The organism is Streptomyces sp. JH34 (assembly GCF_029428875.1).
In the GTDB taxonomy this organism is placed as follows: Bacteria; Actinomycetota; Actinomycetes; order Streptomycetales; family Streptomycetaceae; genus Streptomyces.
In genome coordinates this window covers 4,828,805-4,847,266 of sequence record NZ_JAJSOO010000001.1, presented here as the reverse complement: position 1 = coordinate 4,847,266, position 18,462 = coordinate 4,828,805, and the positions used below count along the sequence as shown (strand labels likewise).

Sequence of the window (18,462 nt, the reverse complement as noted above, 5' to 3'; positions counted from 1 at the left end):
TCTTCTCGAAGCCCGCGGGAGCACGGACGGTGACGGTGGGCGGCGGGCCCCGGGTTCGCGGATCAGTCCCCGGTGCCGGAGGGGTTCGCGCCCGCAGGTGCGCGGGCCGGTCCCGCCCCGGGCTCGGTGCCGGTCCCGGGCTCGTTCCCGGGCTCCTGCCGGCCGGTGGGCTCCTCCGCCGGCGGCGGGGACGGTTCCGTCCGCGCCGAGCGGGCGAAGGTGACCACGAGGGCGGAGACGGCCAGCACGCAACCGGTCAGGGCGAAGGCCCAGCGTGCGCCGAAAGCGGTCAGCAGGGCGCCTCCGGTCAGCGGCCCGAACGGCTGGACCATGGAGGACAGGAAGCCCGCCGCGCTCTGGACCCGGCCCACCTTCTCCTCCGGGGTCACGACCAGGAGCTTCGAGAGGAATCCGATGCTGGCGATCGTCGACAGGCACATGGTGAGCGCGCACATGATCCCGGCCACCAGCGGCCGGCTGATCCAGGCCATGACCCCGGCGGCCGCCACACAGGTCCAGCAGGTGGCCACGATCAGGACCCGGGAGTGCCGGGCGGGGCTGATCCGCGGCGCGAGCAGCGCCCCGGACAGTGCCCCGGCGGAGACGCAGGTGAGGACGAAGCCGCCGCCGACCCCCGACGTGCCCCCGTCGGAGAACGCGGTCAGGGCGGTGAAGGTGAGCGCCCCGAACGCGAAGTTCATGCCCAGCCCGAACACGAGGAGGACCGTACGGAGGTAGGGCAGGCCCCACAGGAAGGTCAGGCCCGCGAGGAGTTCGCGCCGGCTGAACACGGCGCCCGCCTTCGCCCTGGCCCGGGAGCGGGTGCGTACGAGGGCCACGCAGACGGTCGACAGGAACAGGCCCAGCGCCTCGGCCGCGAACGGCAGGGCCGGGTGGATGCCGAACAGTGCTCCCCCGACGAGTGGTCCGACGAGCCGGGCGGTCTGGGTGCGTGCCTGGAGCCGCGCGGTGGCGGTGCCCATCTGGTCGGCCGGGACGACCGCGCGCATGAGGCCGAAGACAGCCGGCCCGTAGACGCTGCCGATCACCGCGCCCGCCGCGGCGCAGAGCAGGACGAGTGGCATGGGGACGTGTCCGGACCAGACGGCAACGGTGAGGGCGGTGACGACGATCAGGCTGCCGACGTCGCAGACCCGCATCAGCCGGCGGCGTTCGACACGGTCGGCCATCACCCCGCCGGGCAGCATCGTGATCAGCACGGTTCCCACGGACACCGTCCCGATGGCTCCGGCCTGCACCGCCGATCCGGTCTCCTTGAGCACCAGCAGCGGAAGGGCGAGGGCACTCATCTGCCCGCCCAGGACCGCGAAGAGGCCGCTCAGCCAGAGCAGCCGGAAATCCCTGTTGCCGCGCAGCGGCGTGGTCATCGTGAACTCCCGGGGGAGACGGTCTGGGTCGTGACGAGGGGTGCGGGCCCGTCCGGGCCGCGGAAGCGACGGCGGGGCGGCTCCGTCAGACGGAACCGCCCCACATCACCAGCCGGCCGGGCGCCACGGCGGGAACTCCTGCAGCCGCCCCCCGCGGCGCCGCCCGGTGCGTCCGGCTAGTCCGCCAGGACGACGCTGATCACGCTGACGCAGCTGCCGCCCGGCGCCTCGATCTCCTTGTTGGCCGTCTCCTGGAGGTCCAGTACGGAGTGCGCCTCGACCTCGGGGGTCTCGTCGGTGTTGTCGTCGGCGGCGGGCTTGGTGTTCTCGGCCATGGTGGTCTCCGTCCACTTGTGACTGCACTGGTTCCGGGGGCCCTGAGGTGCCGGGTTTCCGGTGCGGCGGGCCGTTGCCTGCCGTTGCCGAGAAAGTTAGGACGGCCCGCCTGGCGATCGCTTCGGCGGCGGTATGGCTCCGGTATCGGCCCAGTTCAGGGCCGCTCCGTGCACCGCACCCGGCTTCCGCGGCGGGCCCGGGACCCTGCCTGAGCTGCGCCCATACCGCTCCTGAAGCATCGGTGGACCGTCGTCGAACCGCCGCCCCGCAGCCTGGGTGCACTTCCGCGCACGCCGGTGGGTCCACGGGAAACGGTCCCTCCGCACGCACGCTCCGGCCCCGACAAGGAGGCGGCCCCGCATGGAACTCGGCGAACTCGTCGGCCGGCGGCCCTTCCCCGCCGCCGGCCTGCTGCTCGGCCTCACCCGGCGTTGCCCGCTGAGCTGTGCCCACTGCTCGACCGGCTCGTCCCTCACGACACGGGAGGAACCGGACGCCGGCCGGCTGGTGCGCTTCGTCGGCTCGTTCACCCGGGAGAACCGCCCCGACGTGGTGATGCTGACCGGTGGCGAACCGCTGCTGCTGCCCGCGCTCGTCGAGGAACTGAGCGCCCGGGCCCGCGCCGCCGGATCGCGTACGGCCCTGCTCAGCGGCATGTTCTTCGCCCGCTCCCGGGAGATCCCGCCCCCGGTCCTGCGCGCGATCAGGGGCGTGGACCACTTCTCCGCCAGCCTCGACGCCCACCACGAGCGGGAGATCCCCCGGGCCGACGTGTTCCGCGCGGTGCACCGGATCCGGGAGACGGGTGTGGCGGTGAGCTTCCACCTCACCGGCGAGGGGGCGGACGACCCCTACCTCGCGGACATCACCCGCGCCGTCGACTCGGAGTTCGGCGGCCAGGTCCCCTCCCTGGTCAACGAGGTGCGGGCGTTCGGGCGGGCCGCCTCCTGGGCCGCCCCCGCCCGCACCGGCCCGGAGGCCGGCACGGTGTCCCCGTGCGCCATGGCCGCCTGGCCGGTGGTCGCCTTCGACGGCGCGGTGCTCGCCTGCTGCAACCAGGACACCGTGGACCTGCGGCCGGCCCCCGCCCACCTGTACCTCGGCCACGTCGACACGGACGACTGGGCGACCGTACGCGGCCGGGCCCTGGAGTCACCGGTGCTGCGCATGATCCGCACGGTCGGCCCCGCCCATCTCGCCGCGCGCGCCGGGGCCTCCCCCGGCGGCGCCTCCTACTGCCACGGCTGCCGTGCCCTGGGAGCGGACGACAGGGTCGCGGACGAGGCCCGTTCGGTGGCGGCCGGGGCCGTCGGAGCACTGCTGGACCTGACCGCGGCGCGCCGCGGGGCGGCCGAGGGCCCGGTGGGCGTCGTACGGCACCACGGCTGTGCCGCGTACGCGCCCCTGGTCCTGGCCCGCGTTCCCGCCGGGGACGGTTCCCGGTGAGCGCCCCGGGGCCGAGTTCCTCGGCGCGGCTGCGGATCACCCTGCGGCTGCTGGACACGGAACTGCTGGGCGCGATGGAGCACATGTGGCGCGCCGAGGAGCTGCTGCCCCGCTACCGGAACTACCTGTGCGCCATGCACGCCGTGGTGCGGGCCTCCGTCCCGCTGATGGAACGCGCCCTGGAACGCGCCGTATCGCTGGACGTCCGCGGTGACCCGCTGGCCGGCCCGCTGGCGGCGTACCTGCGCGAGCACATCCAGGAGGAGAAGGGCCACGACACGTGGCTGCTGGAGGACATCCTGGCGGCGGGTTCGCCGCCGGGGGACGCGCTCGGTCCGATGCCCCCGCCGGTCGTCGCCGCGCTCGCGGGCTCCCAGTACTACTGGGTCGAGCACCACCACCCGGTGGTTCTGCTCGGCTACATCGCGGTGCTGGAAGGGTACGCGCCCGCCGCGGACCTGACGTCCCGGATCGCGGCGACGACCGGCCTGCCGGACGCCGCCCTGCGGACGGTGCGGGAGCACGCGGCCCTGGACACGGGACACCTGGACGAGCTGTACGCGCTGCTGGACCGGTTGCCGCTGACACGTGGCCAGGAGTCCGACGTGACGGTCAGCGCCATGCACTCCCTCGACGCGCTCACCCGGCTGTTCGTCCGGCTCGGGCGCTCCGCGGCGGCACCGCCGCCTCGGAGGGCCGGACCCTCCACACCGACGGGAGTCACCCCATGACCCGACCATCCGAAGGCAACGGCAGCCCCCGGGCGCCCGAAGGCGACGAACGGCCGCCGCTGCCCGACGCGTTGTACGAGGCCGGACTGCCGGTGGACATGCTCACCGACGAGCAGCGCCTCGTGCTCAGCGAGCTCACGGAGGACGAGCTCGCCGTGCTGCTCGACATCAAGAGCCGGCTGGACGCGGTGGAACCCGAGGTCCAGGCGCACGGCGAGATCGCCGGCGGCGCCCTGTTCTGAGCGGTTCCCGGGCGGGGGCGGGCCGGTGCGCCGGCCCGCCCCCGCCCGGCGGCACCCGCCCCACCCCGGAGAGAAGGGAACGTCATGAACTGCACCACGTGCCGCCAGGACCTGCCGGAGAACGCCAGGTTCTGTTCGTCCTGCGGGACGCCGTGCGCCGTCGCCGTCGCGCCCGGGGAGGACGAACGCAAGCCGGTGACGGTGCTGTTCTGCGATCTCGTCGGCTCCACCGCGCTGTCGGGCGTACTGGATCCGGAGACCCTGCGCACGGTGACACTGCGGTACTTCGAGGCGATGAGCGCGCAGATCGTGGCCCGGGGCGGCACTCCGGAGAAGTTCATCGGCGACGCCGTGATGGCGGTGTTCGGTGTGCCGGTGGTGCGGGAGGACGACGCCCGGCGGGCGCTGGCCGCCGCGCTCGGCATGCGGGACGCGCTGGCCGTGCTCAACGAGGAGCTGCACGCCACGCTCGGCATCACGCTCGCCACCCGGATCGGTGTCAACACCGGCCAGGTGGTGGCCGGTGGCGACGCGTCCGCCCGCCAGGCGCTGGTGTCCGGGGAGACCGTGAACATCGCCGCGCGCCTGGAACAGCACGCCGGGGCCGGCGAGATCCTCCTCGGTCCCGACACCCTGCTCGCCGCCGGGCCCACGGTCTCAGCCGAGCCCACCGGGCCGCTCCGGCTGAAGGGCAAGCAGGACAGTGTCGAGGCCTACCGGCTGCTGGCCCTGGGGGCGGACGACCCGGAGCTGCTGCGCCGCTTCGACGTGCCCTTCGTCGGGCGCCGCACCGAGCGGGACGCCCTGGACGCGGCCCTGTCGGACACCGTGCGCGCGGGACGGGCCGGGCTGCTGCGGGTCGTCGGCGAGCCCGGCATCGGCAAGACCCGGCTGGTACGGGAGTGGCTGGCCCGGCGGTCCGCCTCGGAGGTCCTCTCCTACGGCGCCGGCCGGTGCCGAGGACACGGCGACCGGGGCACGCTCACCCCCCTCGCGGACGCCCTGCGCGCCCTGCCGGTCCTGGCCGCACACCAGGAGGCTCCGGCGGCCGACGACGCGATGGCCCTGCTGTCGGCGGGGCTGTTGCGCGACGGTACGCCGAACGCCCCGTTCGAGGACATGTGCGCCGCGCTGGCGACGGTGCTCGGCCGGGCGGCCAGGGAGAGACCCTTCGTGCTGGTGCTCGACGACACGCACGAGGCGGCCCCCCTGCTCACGCGCACCCTGGAACGGCTGGCGGACGGCTCGGGGCCGGCCGGTGTGCTGATCCTCTGCGTGGGCCGGCCGGACGGGACGGCCGACTCCGCGGACTGCCTCCAGCTGGCGGGACTGCCCCGCGAGGAGAGTGAGCGGCTCGCGGGCCTGCTGGCCGCGCTCGACGGTGCCGCGGGGCCGGTGGACGAGCGGCTCCTGTCCCGCGCCGAGGGCAATCCGCTCTACCTGGAACAGCTCCTGGTCGGCGGCCGGATGGACGGCCCCGGGTCCGGACTGCCGCCCACGCTCCAGGCGCTGCTGGGCGCCCGGATCGGGGCGCTGGCCCGGACCGAGCGGACCATGGTCGGCCTCGCCGCGGTGATCGGCCGGGAGTTCACCTCGGCGGAGCTGCTGCTGCTGGAGACGTCCGCGCGGCTGGCCGAACTGCGGGGGCCCGCGGCGGTGAACCTCTCCTCCGCCGACCGGGCGCACCGCCTGGGCCGCATCGAGGAGGTGCTGGTGGCGCTGACCGGCCGGCGGCTGGTGGAGCCGGGGGCGGGTCCGGAGCCGGCGGCCTACCGGTTCAGCAGCGGTCTGGTGCACGAGGTGACGTACGCGTCGCTCTCCAAGCGCGCCAAGGCGGACCGTCATGCCTGGGCCGCCGAGCTGCCCGGGGTGCTGCGGGCCGGTGACGGCGCCGTCGGCGGTCATCTCGAACGGGCCTGCCGCTACCGGACGGAACTCGGGCTGCTCGACGACCGGACGGGGCGGCTGCGCGGCCGTGCCGCCGCCGCGCTGGGCCGCGCCGGGGCACAGGCCGCGTCCCGGTCCGACCTCGCCTGGGCGGACGACCTGCTGGAGCGGGCGGTCGAGCTGGACCCGGACGACGTGGGCTCGGTCCGCAGGCTCGGCGAGGTACGGGTGGCGCTCGGGAGGACCGCGAGCGGGGCGCGGCTGCTTCGGCGCGTGGCCGAACTGGACTCGGCGTCCGTGGAGTCCGCGCACGCCAGACTCGCGCTCGCGGTACTGGACCCCTCGGGCCCGGGCCCGGGGCTCACGGCGACCGCGCGGGCGGTGCTGCCGGTCTTCGAGGCGGCGGGAGACGCGGTCGGCCGGGCCAGGTCCCATCTGAGGCTCGCCCAGCACCTCCAGCAGGCCGGCCGGCACGAGGAGGCGGAACGCGATCAGGCACGCGCCCTGGAGCAGGCGGTGCTGGCGGGAGCCGAACCGGAACGGGCCGGCGCGCTCGGGGCCATCGGCATCTCCCTGTGGCGCGGCCCGGTCCCCGCCCCCGAGGCGGTGGCCCGCTGCCTGGGCCTGCTGGCCACGCACGGGGAGGGCCGCCCCACGGTCAGACTCACCCTGAACTGCCCCCTCGCGGTGCTGTACGCGCTCCAGGACCGGCCCCGCGAGGCGTACGCCTGCCTCTCCGAGGCCCAGGAACTGGCGGGGAAACTGCGGTTCGCCGAGGCCGAGGTGTTCCTGCCCGTGTTCCGGGCCGCCGTCGAGGCGCTGCTCGGACGCGGCGGCACGGCGCTGGAACTGCTGGCCGGGGCCGACGAGGTGGCCCGGCGCGCCGACGCGGCGGGACTGCGGACCGCCGTGGCGCTGGACGCGGCCCGGATCGAGCTGGACGAGGGCAGGACCGGGCGGGCGGTGGCCTGGATCTCGGGCATCGGCGAGGCGTCGGAGCTGAGCCCCGCGGACGCCGTCGATCTGAACGGGCTCCGGGGCCGGCTGGCCGCCGCGGACGGGCGTCCGGCGGAGGCGGCGGGTCACGCGGACCGGGCCGTGCGGGCGTCGCTGCTCACGGACTCCCCGCTGGTCCGGGCGACGGCCGAACTGGACCGGGCCCGCACGCTGTTCGCGCTGGGGCGGCAGGCCCCCGCGCTGGTCTCGGCACGTGCGGCGCGGGAGCACTTCACGAGCAAGGGGCATCTGCCGGGGGCCCGCCGGGCCGCCGGCTGCGTGCCGGACGAGGCCATGGTCACCACGACGGAGAGGAGCTGACCGATGGGAACCGTCGGAACAGGCACGGTCCCGGGGCAGGGACTCACGTGGAGCCTGCGCGGGCGCGGCCCCGACGACGTACCGGTCCCCGCGGACGAGGGGCCGCCGGGCGGTCTGCCCGCGCGGCAGGCGACCGGGCGCGGGGTGCGGGTGTGCGTGGTGGACTCCGGTGTGGAGCTCGACCACCCGCTTGTCGGCCCGGTGGAAAGTTCCTGGGTGGTGGTCAAGGACCCGGAGAGCGGGGCGGTCACGGTCGAGCCGACCGACACCGGCGACACCTGCGGACACGGGACGGCGTGCGCGGGGATCATCCGCCGCACCGCGCCCGACTGCGAGATCCACAGCGTCCGGGTGCTGGGCGAGCGGTTCTCCGGCACCGGCGACGTCCTGATGGCCGGGCTCCGCTGGGCCGTGGAGCAGCGCTTCGACGTGGTGAACCTGAGCCTGTCGACCACCCGCACCCGGTTCGCCGCCGAGCTGCACGGTCTCGCGGACCGGGCCTACTTCGGCCGTACGGTGATCGTCGCCTCGGCGCACAACACCCCCGTGGAGAGCTTCCCCTGGCGGTTCGCCTCGGTGATCTCCGTGGGCAGCCACCAGGAGGACGACGAGCTGCACCTCTACAACCCGGAGCCCCCGGTTGAGTTCTTCGGCCCGGGGCAGAACGTGTCCGTGCCGTGGCTGGGCGGCCGGACGATCCGCACCACCGGCAACAGCTTCGCCACCCCGTACGTCGCGGGGCTCTGCGCCCGCGTCCTCTCCGGGCATCCCAGGATGACGGCCTTCCAGCTCAAGAACGCCCTCTACCTCTCCGCGGCCAACGTGCACGCGGATCCGCGTCCTTCCACAGCGGCAGGAGACACCCGTGACGACTCCGAGAACTGAAGCCATGCTCACCTCCCCGTCCTTCCGCGCCCCGGGTGACGCCGCCCGGCACGAGCTCCTCCAGTCGGTCGTCGACGTGGCACGTGCGATCTTCGGGGCGGCGGCCAGCTCCGTCTGCCTGCTGGACGAGGAGGCGGACGAGCTGGTCTTCCAGGCGGTCTCCGGCGAGGGCGAGGCGTTCCTCGTGGGGCGCAGGTTCCCCGCGGGCCGCGGCATCGCCGGCTGGGTGGCGACGTCGGGTGAGCCGATGGTCGTGGACGACCTGAGCCGGAACACCTCGTTCGACCGGTCGCTGGCGGAGTCCACCGAGTACGTCCCGGACGCCCTGATGGCCGCACCGCTGATCAGCGAGTCACGCGTCCTGGGGGTGCTGGAGGTCCTCGATCCCTCCCCGCAGGCGCGTTCGGGCGTCCGTGAGCTGGACCTGCTGGCGATGTTCGCCCGGCAGGCGGCTGCGGCGCTGCGGGTGCTCGCCCCGCACTCGGCGGGCAGCGGCTGGGCGCTGGAGGGCGAACGGCGCGAGGACGCCCTCCAGTTGCTCGGCAGCCTGGAGCGACTGCTGCGGGGCGCGGGCTGAGGGACCGTACGCTGGGCGGCGCGCGGGAGTGACGGCCGGTTCCGAAGGGCAGGAGCCGGATGAGTGCCGGGCCGTTCCCGCGCCGGCTCCCAGCGGAAGGACAAAGATCGTGAAGCTCGCTTTCTCGACCCTCGGAGTACCGGGCATGCCCGTCTCGGACGTGGTGCGGCTCGCCGCCGGGCAGGGGTACCAGGGGGTCGAGCTGCGCGCCCACCCGGAGGAGCCGGTCCACCCCGGCCTGGGGTCGTTCGAACGGGCGGCCGTGGTGGAGGAGTTCAAGCGGGGCGGGGTCGAGATCCTCACCGTCGCCGGCTATGTGAGGGTCGCCGCCGCGGGCGACGACGAGCCGGTGCTCGCCGAGCTCGCCGGGCTGGTCGAGCTGGCCCGTGACCTGGGCGCCCGGTACGTCCGGGTGTTCCCCGGGGGCGGCGACCAGGACCCGGCCGAGTCCGACGCGACCGCCGCCCGCCGGCTGGGGGCCGCCGCTCCGCACGCCGCCGACCTGGGCGTACGGATCCTGCTGGAGACCCATGACTCGCACCGGGCCGGGGCCGACGTCGCGCGGGTGGTGGGCACGGTCGGGCACGGGCAGATCGGCGCGATCTGGGACGTCATGCACACCTGGCTGGCCGGCGAGGAACCCGTGGCCAGCCACGCGGTGCTGGCCCCGCACCTGGGATACGTACAGGTGAAGGACATCGCGTCCGCCGAGGACACCACGCCGCTCGCCCTCGGTGCGGGGGTGCTGCCGCTGAAGGCGTGCCTGGACGCCCTGGACCAGGACGACTGGGTCTGCTGGGAGTACGAGAAGCGGTGGTACCCCGAGGCCGCCGGGCTGCCGGAGCTGCTGGCGGCGGGACGGGAGCACCTCCTGCGGCTGGGCGCGCCGAAGCAGTAGGTCAGACGGCTGCCTTCCGGACCTCCGGCAGGGGTGGCGCGACGGCGGGGCGGCGCGGGCCCGGCCCGCACCCCTTCCCGGGCACCGCTCACCCGTCCGGGTGCCACACCGTTCTCGGGTCACCCCCTTGACTGGTAGTTACTTTCCATATATCCGTACCTTCTTGGAAGTTTCTTTCAGTACCGGAAGGGGCTCACGTGCACCACCGCACCTCCAGACGCACTCTCCTCACCGCCACGGCTGCGGCGACCGGCGTCGCCGCTCTTCCCGGCACCGCGCAGGCAGCCGCCTCCGCCACCTCCACGGACAGCCGTCTCAAGCGGCTCATCGCCCGGATGAGCCTGGAGGAGAAGGTCGGCCAGCTCTTCGTGATGCGGGTGTACGGGCACTCCGCCACCGAGCCCGACCAGGCGGACATCGACGCCAACCTCGCCGAGATCGGGGTCCGGGACGCCGCCGAGCTGATCTCGACGTACCACGTCGGCGGGATCATCTACTTCGCCTGGGCCCACAACACCCGCGACCCGCACCAGATCGCCGACCTCTCCAACGGCATCCAGCGGGCGGGGCTGGCCGGACGCACCCCGCTGCCGCTCCTCGTCTCCACCGACCAGGAGCACGGCATCGTGTGCCGGGTCGGTGAACCGGCGACGCTGCTGCCGGGGGCGATGGCCCTGGGCGCGGGCGGTTCACGCTCCGACGCCCGCACGGCGGGCCGGATCGCCGGGGCCGAGCTGGCGGCGCTCGGCATCAACCAGAACTACGCGCCGGACGCGGACGTCAACGTCAACCCGGCCAACCCTGTCATCGGCGTGCGCTCCTTCGGCTCCGAACCGGAGTCGGTCGCCGGGATGGTCGCCGCGCAGGTGAAGGGGTACCAGAGCTCCGGTATCGCCTCCACCGCGAAGCACTTCCCGGGGCACGGTGACACCAGCACCGACAGCCACACCGGTCTGCCCGTCATCCATCACACCCGGGAGCAGTGGGCCGAGCTGGACGCCCCGCCGTTCCGGGCGGCCGTGGCGGCGGGCATCGACTCGATCATGACGGCCCACATCGTGGTGCCCGCACTGGACCCGTCGGAGGACCCCGCCACCCTGTCGCACCCGATCCTCACCGGCATCCTGCGCGAGGAGCTCGGTTACGACGGCGTGGTGGTCACCGACGCCCTGGGCATGGAGGGCGTCCGCACGAAGTACGGCGACGAGCGCGTGCCCGTCCTCGCGCTGCTGGCGGGCGTCGACCAGCTGCTCAACCCGCCGGACCTCAAGGTGGCCTGGAACGCCGTGCTGGACGCCGTGAGGAGCGGCGAGATCAGCGAGGCCCGCATCGAGGAATCGATTCTGCGCATCCTGCGGCTGAAGACGAAGCTGGGGCTGTTCCGCGACCCGTACGTCACCCACCGGGGTGTCGACCGCACCGTGGGCGTCCCGTCGCACCTCGCCGCCGCCGACCGGATCGCCGGGCGGACGACCACGCTGCTGGCCGACGACGGTGCGCTGCTGCCCCTGTCCCGCCGGTCCCACAAGAACCTCCTGGTGGTCGGCGCCGACCCGGCCTCGCCCTCCGGCACGACCGGCCCTCCGACCACCACGCTCGCCGGGGCCTTCCAGGAGCTGGGGTTCACGGCGACCGCGCTGTCCACCGGCACGGCACCCACCCAGGCGAAGATCGCCGAGGCGGTGTCAGCGGCCCGGGGCAAGGACGCGGTGATCGTCGGCACGTACAACGTGTCGGCGACCAGTTCGCAGCGGACCCTGGTCAGCGCCCTCGCGGCCACCGGCGTCCCGGTGATCACGGTCGCGATCCGCAATCCGTACGACATCGCCCAGCTGGCCGGAACGGGCTACGCGGCGAGCCTCGCCGCGTACTCCTGGACGGACGTCGAACTGCGGGCCGCCGCCCGGGTGATCGCGGGGAGGGCCCGGCCGGAGGGCAGGCTGCCGGTGCCGGTGCAACGGGCGGACGCCCCCGCACAGACGCTGTACCCCGTCGGCCACGGACTGTCGTACCGAAGGTAGCCCGCCCTCACACCAGAACCACCCGATGAGCTGAAAACCCCCTGTGCACCTGGCGTGCGCCCGCTCCGGCGGGCCACGCTGGGTGCACGTCCGTGTGGGCGTACAGGGGGGTCGTCGTCCATGGGAGAGCGCCGTCTCGCGGGGGTGTCGTGCGTCCTCCTGCCGCTCGTCGCGGTGCTCGTCCTGGGCGGCTGCCGGCAGTCGGTGACGGGCACACCGGGCGTCGGTACGCCGGGGACGCCCGCCGGGAGTCCGCTCGGCGGCGGCACGGCGCTCCCGGGCCAGGGGCCGGAGTTCCTGGGGCCGGCCGAGTGCAGTTCGCGCGGAGAGGCGTTCCGCGAGGTGTCGTGCGGCAGCGAGAAGGCGGCGGCGCGCGTGCTGGCCCGGTACACCGGTACCCCGTCGGACGGGCCCGCCTGTCCGCGCCCGACCGACTTCGTCCTGCACATCTCGGCGGGCGGCCCCTCCGCGCCGCGCGGATACGCGTGCATGCGCAACCTGGAAGCCCCGCACCCGGGTGATCCGGGACAGGGCGGCGGCCCGCTCACCGTCGTCGGGGACTGCGTCCACGGCTTCCACGACGGCGAGGTCAGGGAGACCGCCTGCGACGGATCGGGAGAGCACCCGCCGGAGTTCGAGATCGGATCGGCCGTGGCACGACGCGCCCTGTGCCCCGGCACGACGGATCTGTACGTGCGGCTGGGCGGGGACGGACCGGTGGGCTGTGCCCACCGGGTGTGATCGACACCCGGCGGACACAGCCCACTTCGTGGCGGAGCGTCGGCGTTACGGCCTCAGCGTGCCCCGGTCCCGCTGGAGTTCGTCGTCCCGCTTGTCGAGGCGGGCGTCGAACTTCGCGAGGGGCTTCGCCTTCGCCGGGTCGGCCTCGACGGCCGCGGGCGCGACCCCGGCCCAGCGCAGGATGGCCGCGGTGGCCTTCGCCTTCTCGTCGGCCACGAGGCCGGCGACCTTGGAGCCGTGGTTGCCGCCGGGCACGGTGTAGACGTAGCTGTCCCTGGCGCCCTTGCCGAGGCGGAAGGGCTCAGCACCCCACGGGTCGTTCTCGCCGTAGACGTACATCATGTGCCGGGCGTCGTTCCTGACCCAGTTGTCCACGTCACGCATGGCCGAGTGCTGGAACTTCATCGGGATGGAGCGCGGCACGAAGGAGCGCGGCGGCTGGTAGCCGTAGCGGCTGAGGTTGCCGAGCCAGGGCTGCTGGATGTCGGGCGAGCCGAGCTGGGTGCCGGCCTGGTAGTAGTACGGCGTGTACGTCGCCAGGCCCTGGTCGGCGTAGGCGGAGAAGCCCGAGATGCCGTCGACGGAGTCCCAGATCTCCTGGTCGGTGGCGTTCTTCGCGTCCGCCGGGACGGACGCGCAGTCGGCGAGGAGGCTGTACTGCCAGAACGCCCAGACGTAGTCCATGACGACGGCCTCGTACGCCTTGTCCAGCGTGCCGACGGTGTCGAAGGTGAGGCCGTTCTCGGCGGCGTAGGCCGCGAACTTCTCCTCCAGCGGTTCCCGGCGGACGAGGGCCTCGCGCTGGACCCCGCTCAGCCGGTCCCGGCACTCCTTGGTGCCGACGCGGGCGAAGAACCGGTCGTACGCCGAATCCTCGTCGTTCACCACGTCGTTGGGGGCGACATAGGCGACGACGCCGTCCATGTCCTTCGGGTAGAAGCGCTCGAAGTAGGTGGCGGTCATGCCGCCCTTGGAGCCGCCGGTGGTGAGCCAGTTCTTGGAGTAGATCTCCTTCAGCGCCTTGAAGACCCGGTGCTGGTCGCTGGCGGCCTGCCAGATGTCCAGCTTCGACCAGTCGGCGGGTGCCGGGCGGGACGGGGTGAAGAACCGGTACTCCAGGGACACCTGGTTGCCGTCGATGATCTGCGTCGGCTCGCTGCGGCTCGGGTTGGTCGAGACGTTGTAGCCGCTGGTGAAGAAGACCGTGGGCCGGGTCGTGTCCTTGTGCAGCAGGGTGACGCGCTGCTGGAAGGTGCCCTTCGACGGGTTCTTGTGGTCGACCGGCTGGGTGTAGTTCAGGACGAAGTACCGGTAACCGGGATACGGCTTCTCCTCGATCAGGCTCATCCCCGGGATGGCCAGGATCCGGTCCTTGATGTCCTCGCTGCTGCTCTCGCTGCTGCTGCTGTAGCCGCTGCTCCGCTTCGCGGCCGGTTCCGCGGCGGTAGCCGCACCGGCCGAGGCCCCGGTCGCACTCACTGTGCCTATGAGCACCGCGAGCGACAGAACGCCCCTGAGCGCCTTGCGCATGCACCCTCCCCTTGATTCACGACAGTCGCCGTGAACCTAGCGGGGGTCACACCCGTCACGCCAGACCCACACTCACGTCAGCACAGGATCCACCCGGTGGAGCCGGACGAGCCTCCGACCGATCCCGAGGCGCGGACGCAGCGGTTCAGCGCGTGCACCGTGACCGGGCCGGCCAGCTGGGTGAACTTCCCGCTGTCGACGACCGCCCCGCCGCCGCGCGGTTGCAGCGACACCCGCATCGCGCGGCGCGCGCCCGGCTTCTTGGCGACGCTGACGGCGCACGCGTAGGCACGGCTCTTGTAGACGCGCAGCGAACCGGTCGAGAACGTCACCGTCTTGACGAGCCGCCCGGAACAGGCCGACGCGGCGTGCGCCGGGGCCGATCCGGTGGGGCCCAGCACCAGGCCGAGCGCCCCGAGGAGCGGGAGGACGAACAGCGCGGCCGTCGCGCGCCGGCCCTCCGGTCGCCCGAGCCGCCCCCGCCGTCCCGATGACCTCAGCGGTCTCACCACGCCGTCCACCTCATCCACCCCGCCCGCTTCGTCGAACACGTTGCCCTTCACCGGACACACGTACGCACGGGTGTACGACGCGGGAAGGGGGCCGTCGGGTTCCGTTGCGGCGGGACCGGCCGGCGGACACCGTCCGCCGGTGGCCCGGCGGACGTCACACGCCTGCCGGGGCGTCCTCGCCCATGCCCTCCCCTATGAAGGTGCGCCACAGGCGCGCGTACGCGCCGTCCAGGGCCAGCAGCTCGTCATGCGTACCGTCCTCGGCGACCCTGCCCCGGTCCATCACCACGACCCGGTCGGCCCGGGCGGCCGTCGTCAGCCGGTGAGCGACGACAAGGGTGGTGCGCCGTCCTGCCAGCCGGTCGGTGGCCTGGTTGACCTGGGCCTCACTGGCGAGGTCGAGGGAGGCGGTCGCCTCGTCGAGCAACAGGATGTCGGGGTCGACCAGCTCGGCACGCGCCAGCGCGATCAGCTGGCGCTGACCGGCCGAGAGGTTGCGGCCCCGTTCGGCCACCTCGTGGAGGTAGCCGCCCTCCAGGGTGGCGATCATGTCGTGCGCGCCGACCGCCCGGGCCGCCGCCTCCACCTGCGCGTCGGTGGCCTCCGGCATCCCGTAGGCGATGGCGTCGCGGACCGTCCCCTCGAAGAGGTAGGACTCCTGCGGCACGACTCCGAGCCTGTGCCGGTACGCCGTCCTGTCGAGCCTGCGCAGGTCCGTGCCGTCCGCCGTCACCCGCCCGCTCGTCGGGTCGTAGAAACGGGCGACGAGCTTGACCAGGGTGGACTTGCCCGCGCCGGTCTCGCCGACGAAGGCGACCGTCTGGCCGGCCGGGATCCGCAGGTCGATGCCCGTGAGGGCCTCCTCCTCGCCCGTGTACGCGAAGGACACGTCCTCGAACGCGATCTCGCCGCGCAGCGACGTCACGTCCTGCGGCTCGTCGTGGTCGGCCGTGGAGGTCGGCTCCCGCAGGAGCTCCTGGATGCGGCCGAGGGAGACGCTGGCCTGCTGGTAGCCGTCGAAGACCTGGGACAGCTGCTGCACGGGGGCGAAGAACAGGTCGATGTACAGCAGGTAGGCGACGAGCGCGCCGGTGGTCAGTGTGCCGTTGTCGACGCGGCCCGCGCCGACGATCAGCACGGCGGCGGCCGCTATCGACGCCAGCAGCTGCACGAACGGGAAGTAGACGGAGATCAGCCACTGCCCGCGCACCCTGGCCTGGCGGTAGTGGTCGCTGCGCGCCGCGAACCGCTCGGCGCCGTCGTGCTCGCGACGGAACGCCTGGACGATCCGGAGGCCGGCGACGGACTCCTGGAGGTCGGCGTTGACCACGCTGATGCGTTCACGGGCGAGCTCGTACGCCTTGACGCTCTTGCGGCGGAAGAAGAAGGTGCCGACGATCAGCACCGGCAGCGTCGCGAACACGACCAGGGCCAGCTGGACGTCGAGGACGAGCAGCACGACGGTGATGCCGAAGAAGGTGACGACGGAGACGAAGGCGGTGACCAGGCCGGTCTGCAGGAAGGTGGACAGGGCGTCCACGTCCGTCGTCATCCGGGTCATGATCCGGCCGGTCAGTTCCCGCTCGTAGTAGTCGAGGCCGAGCCGCTGGAGCTGCGCGAAGATCTTGAGGCGCAGGGAGTACAGCACGCGTTCGCCGGTGCGGCCCGTCATCCGGGTCTCACCGATCTGCGCCAGCCACTGCACGAGGACGGCGAGCAGTCCCAGCCCGGCAGCGGCCCAGACCGCGCCGAGCGCCATCTTCGTGACGCCGTCGTCGATGCCGTGCCGGATCAGCACGGGCAGGAGCAGACCCATGCCCGCGTCGACGGCGACCAGCCCCAGGCTCACCAGCAGCGCGGCCCCGAAGCCGTGCAGCAGCCTGCGCAGGCCGTACGACTTCTCCGGGCGCACCGCGCTCGCCTCGTCGACGGCGGGGACGTCGGTGGCCGGGGGCAGCGCGTCGACCTGGGCGAGGAGCTCGGGGGTGGCGGGCATCCCGGCGGCCGCCGTGTCGCGCGGCTCCTCCTTGCGGATCCACAGCCCGGGGGTGACCCCGCGCTCGGCGTCGAACTCCGCGTCGAGCTCCTCCAGGAGCGCGCGGTCGTCCTCCGGCTCCGCCACGACCGCCTTCGGCCGGTGGCCGGGAGAGGTGCCGCCCAGCTCGTCCGGGTCGGTGAGGAGTCTGCGGTAGAGAGCCGACCGGCGCTCCAGCTCCGCGTGCGTACCGATGTCGGCGAGCCGGCCACGGTCGAGGACGGCGATGCGGTCGGCGAGGCCGAGCGTGGACCTGCGGTGGGCTATCAGCAGGGTCGTGCGGCCCTCCATGACCTGGGCCAGTACCTCGTGGATCTCGTGCTCGACCCGGGCGTCGACGGCGGAGGTGGCGTCGTCGAGGAGGAGCAGGCGGGGGTCGGTGAGGATGGCGCGGGCGAGGGCGACACGCTGGCGCTGGCCGCCGGAGAGGGTGAGCCCGTGCTCGCCGACCTTGGTGTCGTAGCCCTCGGGCAGCTCGGAGATGAAGCCGTGCGCCTGGGCGGCCCGTGCGGCCCGCTCGATCTGCTCCTGGGTGGCTCCCGGGTATCCGTACGCGATGTTGGCGCCGACCGACTCGGAGAAGAGGAAGCTGTCCTCCGGCACGAGCCCGATGGCGGCCCGCAGCGAGTCCTGGGTGAGCTCACGGACGTCGTGGCCGCCGACGAGGACGGCGCCGTGCGACACGTCGTAGAAGCGGGGCAGCAGGAGCGAGACGGTGGACTTGCCGCTGCCCGAGGCGCCGACGACGGCGACGGTCTCGCCCGGCTCGATGGTGAGGGAGAACCCGTCCAGGACCGGGCGGTCGTCTTCATAACCGAAGCGGACGTCGTCGAACTCGACGCTGGCGGGGGCGTCGGCCGGGAGCGTCCTGGTGCCGTCCGCCATGGACGGCTCGGTGTCGATCAGCTCCAGGACGCGCTCCACACCGGCCCTGGCCTGCTGGCCGACGGTGAGGACCATGGCGAGCATCCGGACCGGGCCGACGAGCTGGGCGAGATAGGTGGAGAAGGCGACGAACGTGCCGAGCGTGATCTCGCCCCGGGTGGCGAGCCAGCCGCCGAGGGCCAGCATCGCGACCTGGCCGAGCGCGGGGACGGCCTGGAGCGCCGGGGTGTAGCGGGAGTTCAGCCGGATCGTGCGCAGCCGGCCCGCGAAGAGCTTGCGGCTGACCTCGCGGAGCTTGCCGGTCTCCTGCTCCTCCTGGCCGAACCCCTTGACGACCCGGACGCCGGAGACGGCCCCGTCGACCACTCCGGCGACGGCGGCGGCCTGGCTCTGGGCGTACCAGGTGGCGGGGAAGAGGCGGGTCTTGGAGCGACGGGCGATGAACCACAGGGCGGGGGCGACGGCGAGGGCGATCAGGGTCAGGGGCAGCGAGAGCCACGCCATGATCACCAGGGAGATGAGGAAGAGCAGGATGTTCCCGATGGTCATCGGGAGCATGAAGAGCAGCCCCTGGATCAGCTGGAGGTCACTGGTGGCGCGTCCGACGACCTGCCCGGTGGAGAGCTCGTCCTGCCTCTTCCCGTCGAGCCTGGTCAGGGTGCCGTACATCTCGGTCCGCAGGTCGTGCTGGACGTCGAGGGCGAGCCGGCCGCCGTAGTAGCGGCGGATGAAGGTCGCGACGTAGACGAGGACGGCCGCACCGATGAGGAGGCCGGTCCAGACGCCGAGGGAACGGGTGTGGCTGCCGACGACGTCGTCGATGATCACCTTGGTGATCAGCGGGACGAGGGCCATCACACCCATGCCGGCGAGCGAGGATCCGAGGGCCAGGACGACGTTGCGCCGGTAGCGCCAGGCGTACCCGGTCAGCCTCCGGCCCCAGCCCGGCTCCTGGGCGCCCTGCTCCCGGGCGTCCCTCTTCTCCGCGCCCTGTTTCTCCGCGCCCGCCACCCGTGCCTCCTGATTTCGCC

14 protein-coding genes are annotated in these 18,462 nt (G+C 73.4%); 9 read left to right on the top strand and 5 right to left on the bottom strand.

Features of this window, described 5'->3' with window-relative positions:
- Positions 1-62: 62 nt before the first annotated feature.
- A complete protein-coding gene (locus LWJ43_RS21720; RefSeq protein WP_277333890.1) occupies positions 63-1,388 on the bottom strand; it encodes an MFS transporter in 1,326 nt (441 codons plus the stop codon).
- 176 nt (positions 1,389-1,564) lie between these two features.
- Positions 1,565-1,723 (bottom strand): hypothetical protein, encoded by a 159-nt coding sequence (locus LWJ43_RS21715; RefSeq protein WP_187282406.1) that lies wholly within the window; start codon positions 1,721-1,723, stop codon positions 1,565-1,567.
- Positions 1,724-2,084: 361 nt separating this feature from the next.
- Between LWJ43_RS21715 and LWJ43_RS21710 the strand changes: the two genes are divergently transcribed.
- From LWJ43_RS21710 to LWJ43_RS21670, 9 genes are all read left to right on the top strand, one after another.
- The gene (locus LWJ43_RS21710) at positions 2,085-3,170 is read left to right on the top strand and encodes a radical SAM protein (protein WP_277333889.1); all 1,086 of its coding nucleotides are present in this window, start codon (positions 2,085-2,087) and stop codon (positions 3,168-3,170) included.
- Positions 3,167-3,901 carry an iron-containing redox enzyme family protein gene (locus LWJ43_RS21705; protein ID WP_277333888.1) on the top strand — a complete coding sequence of 245 codons (735 nt, stop codon included), beginning with the start codon at positions 3,167-3,169 and terminating at the stop codon, positions 3,899-3,901. The genes LWJ43_RS21710 and LWJ43_RS21705 overlap by 4 nt, the downstream gene beginning before the upstream one ends.
- The gene (locus LWJ43_RS21700) at positions 3,898-4,143 is read left to right on the top strand and encodes an aroma-sacti cluster domain-containing protein (protein ID WP_277333887.1); all 246 of its coding nucleotides are present in this window, start codon (positions 3,898-3,900) and stop codon (positions 4,141-4,143) included. The genes LWJ43_RS21705 and LWJ43_RS21700 overlap by 4 nt, the downstream gene beginning before the upstream one ends.
- An 84-nt stretch (positions 4,144-4,227) precedes the next feature.
- Complete coding sequence (locus LWJ43_RS21695) at positions 4,228-7,347, top strand: adenylate/guanylate cyclase domain-containing protein (RefSeq protein ID WP_277333886.1); 3,120 nt, start codon at positions 4,228-4,230, stop codon at positions 7,345-7,347.
- 3 nt (positions 7,348-7,350) lie between these two features.
- Complete coding sequence (locus tag LWJ43_RS21690) at positions 7,351-8,232, top strand: S8 family peptidase (RefSeq protein ID WP_277333885.1); 882 nt, start codon at positions 7,351-7,353, stop codon at positions 8,230-8,232.
- A 4-nt stretch (positions 8,233-8,236) separates the two neighbouring features.
- Positions 8,237-8,809: a GAF domain-containing protein gene (locus tag LWJ43_RS21685; RefSeq protein WP_277335956.1), complete on the top strand. Its 573-nt coding sequence runs from the start codon at positions 8,237-8,239 to the stop codon at positions 8,807-8,809.
- Between the two features lie 109 nt (positions 8,810-8,918).
- Positions 8,919-9,707 (top strand): sugar phosphate isomerase/epimerase family protein, encoded by a 789-nt coding sequence (locus LWJ43_RS21680; RefSeq protein WP_277333884.1) that lies wholly within the window; start codon positions 8,919-8,921, stop codon positions 9,705-9,707.
- Between the two features lie 197 nt (positions 9,708-9,904).
- Positions 9,905-11,728 (top strand): glycoside hydrolase family 3 protein, encoded by a 1,824-nt coding sequence (locus LWJ43_RS21675; RefSeq protein WP_277333883.1) that lies wholly within the window; start codon positions 9,905-9,907, stop codon positions 11,726-11,728.
- 120 nt (positions 11,729-11,848) lie between these two features.
- Complete coding sequence (locus LWJ43_RS21670; RefSeq protein WP_277333882.1) at positions 11,849-12,469, top strand: hypothetical protein; 621 nt, start codon at positions 11,849-11,851, stop codon at positions 12,467-12,469.
- Positions 12,470-12,514: 45 nt separating this feature from the next.
- On the opposite strand, the gene LWJ43_RS21665 is transcribed toward LWJ43_RS21670, so the two are convergent.
- From LWJ43_RS21665 to LWJ43_RS21655, 3 genes are all read right to left on the bottom strand, one after another.
- On the bottom strand, positions 12,515-13,999 hold the full coding sequence (locus tag LWJ43_RS21665) for a S28 family serine protease (RefSeq protein ID WP_277333881.1): 1,485 nt from the start codon (positions 13,997-13,999) through the stop codon (positions 12,515-12,517).
- A 77-nt stretch (positions 14,000-14,076) separates the two neighbouring features.
- Positions 14,077-14,529 (bottom strand): hypothetical protein, encoded by a 453-nt coding sequence (locus LWJ43_RS21660; RefSeq protein WP_462100956.1) that lies wholly within the window; start codon positions 14,527-14,529, stop codon positions 14,077-14,079.
- Positions 14,530-14,665: 136 nt separating this feature from the next.
- Positions 14,666-18,442: an ABC transporter ATP-binding protein gene (locus tag LWJ43_RS21655; protein WP_277333879.1), complete on the bottom strand. Its 3,777-nt coding sequence runs from the start codon at positions 18,440-18,442 to the stop codon at positions 14,666-14,668.
- Between the last annotated feature and the right edge of the window lie 20 nt (positions 18,443-18,462).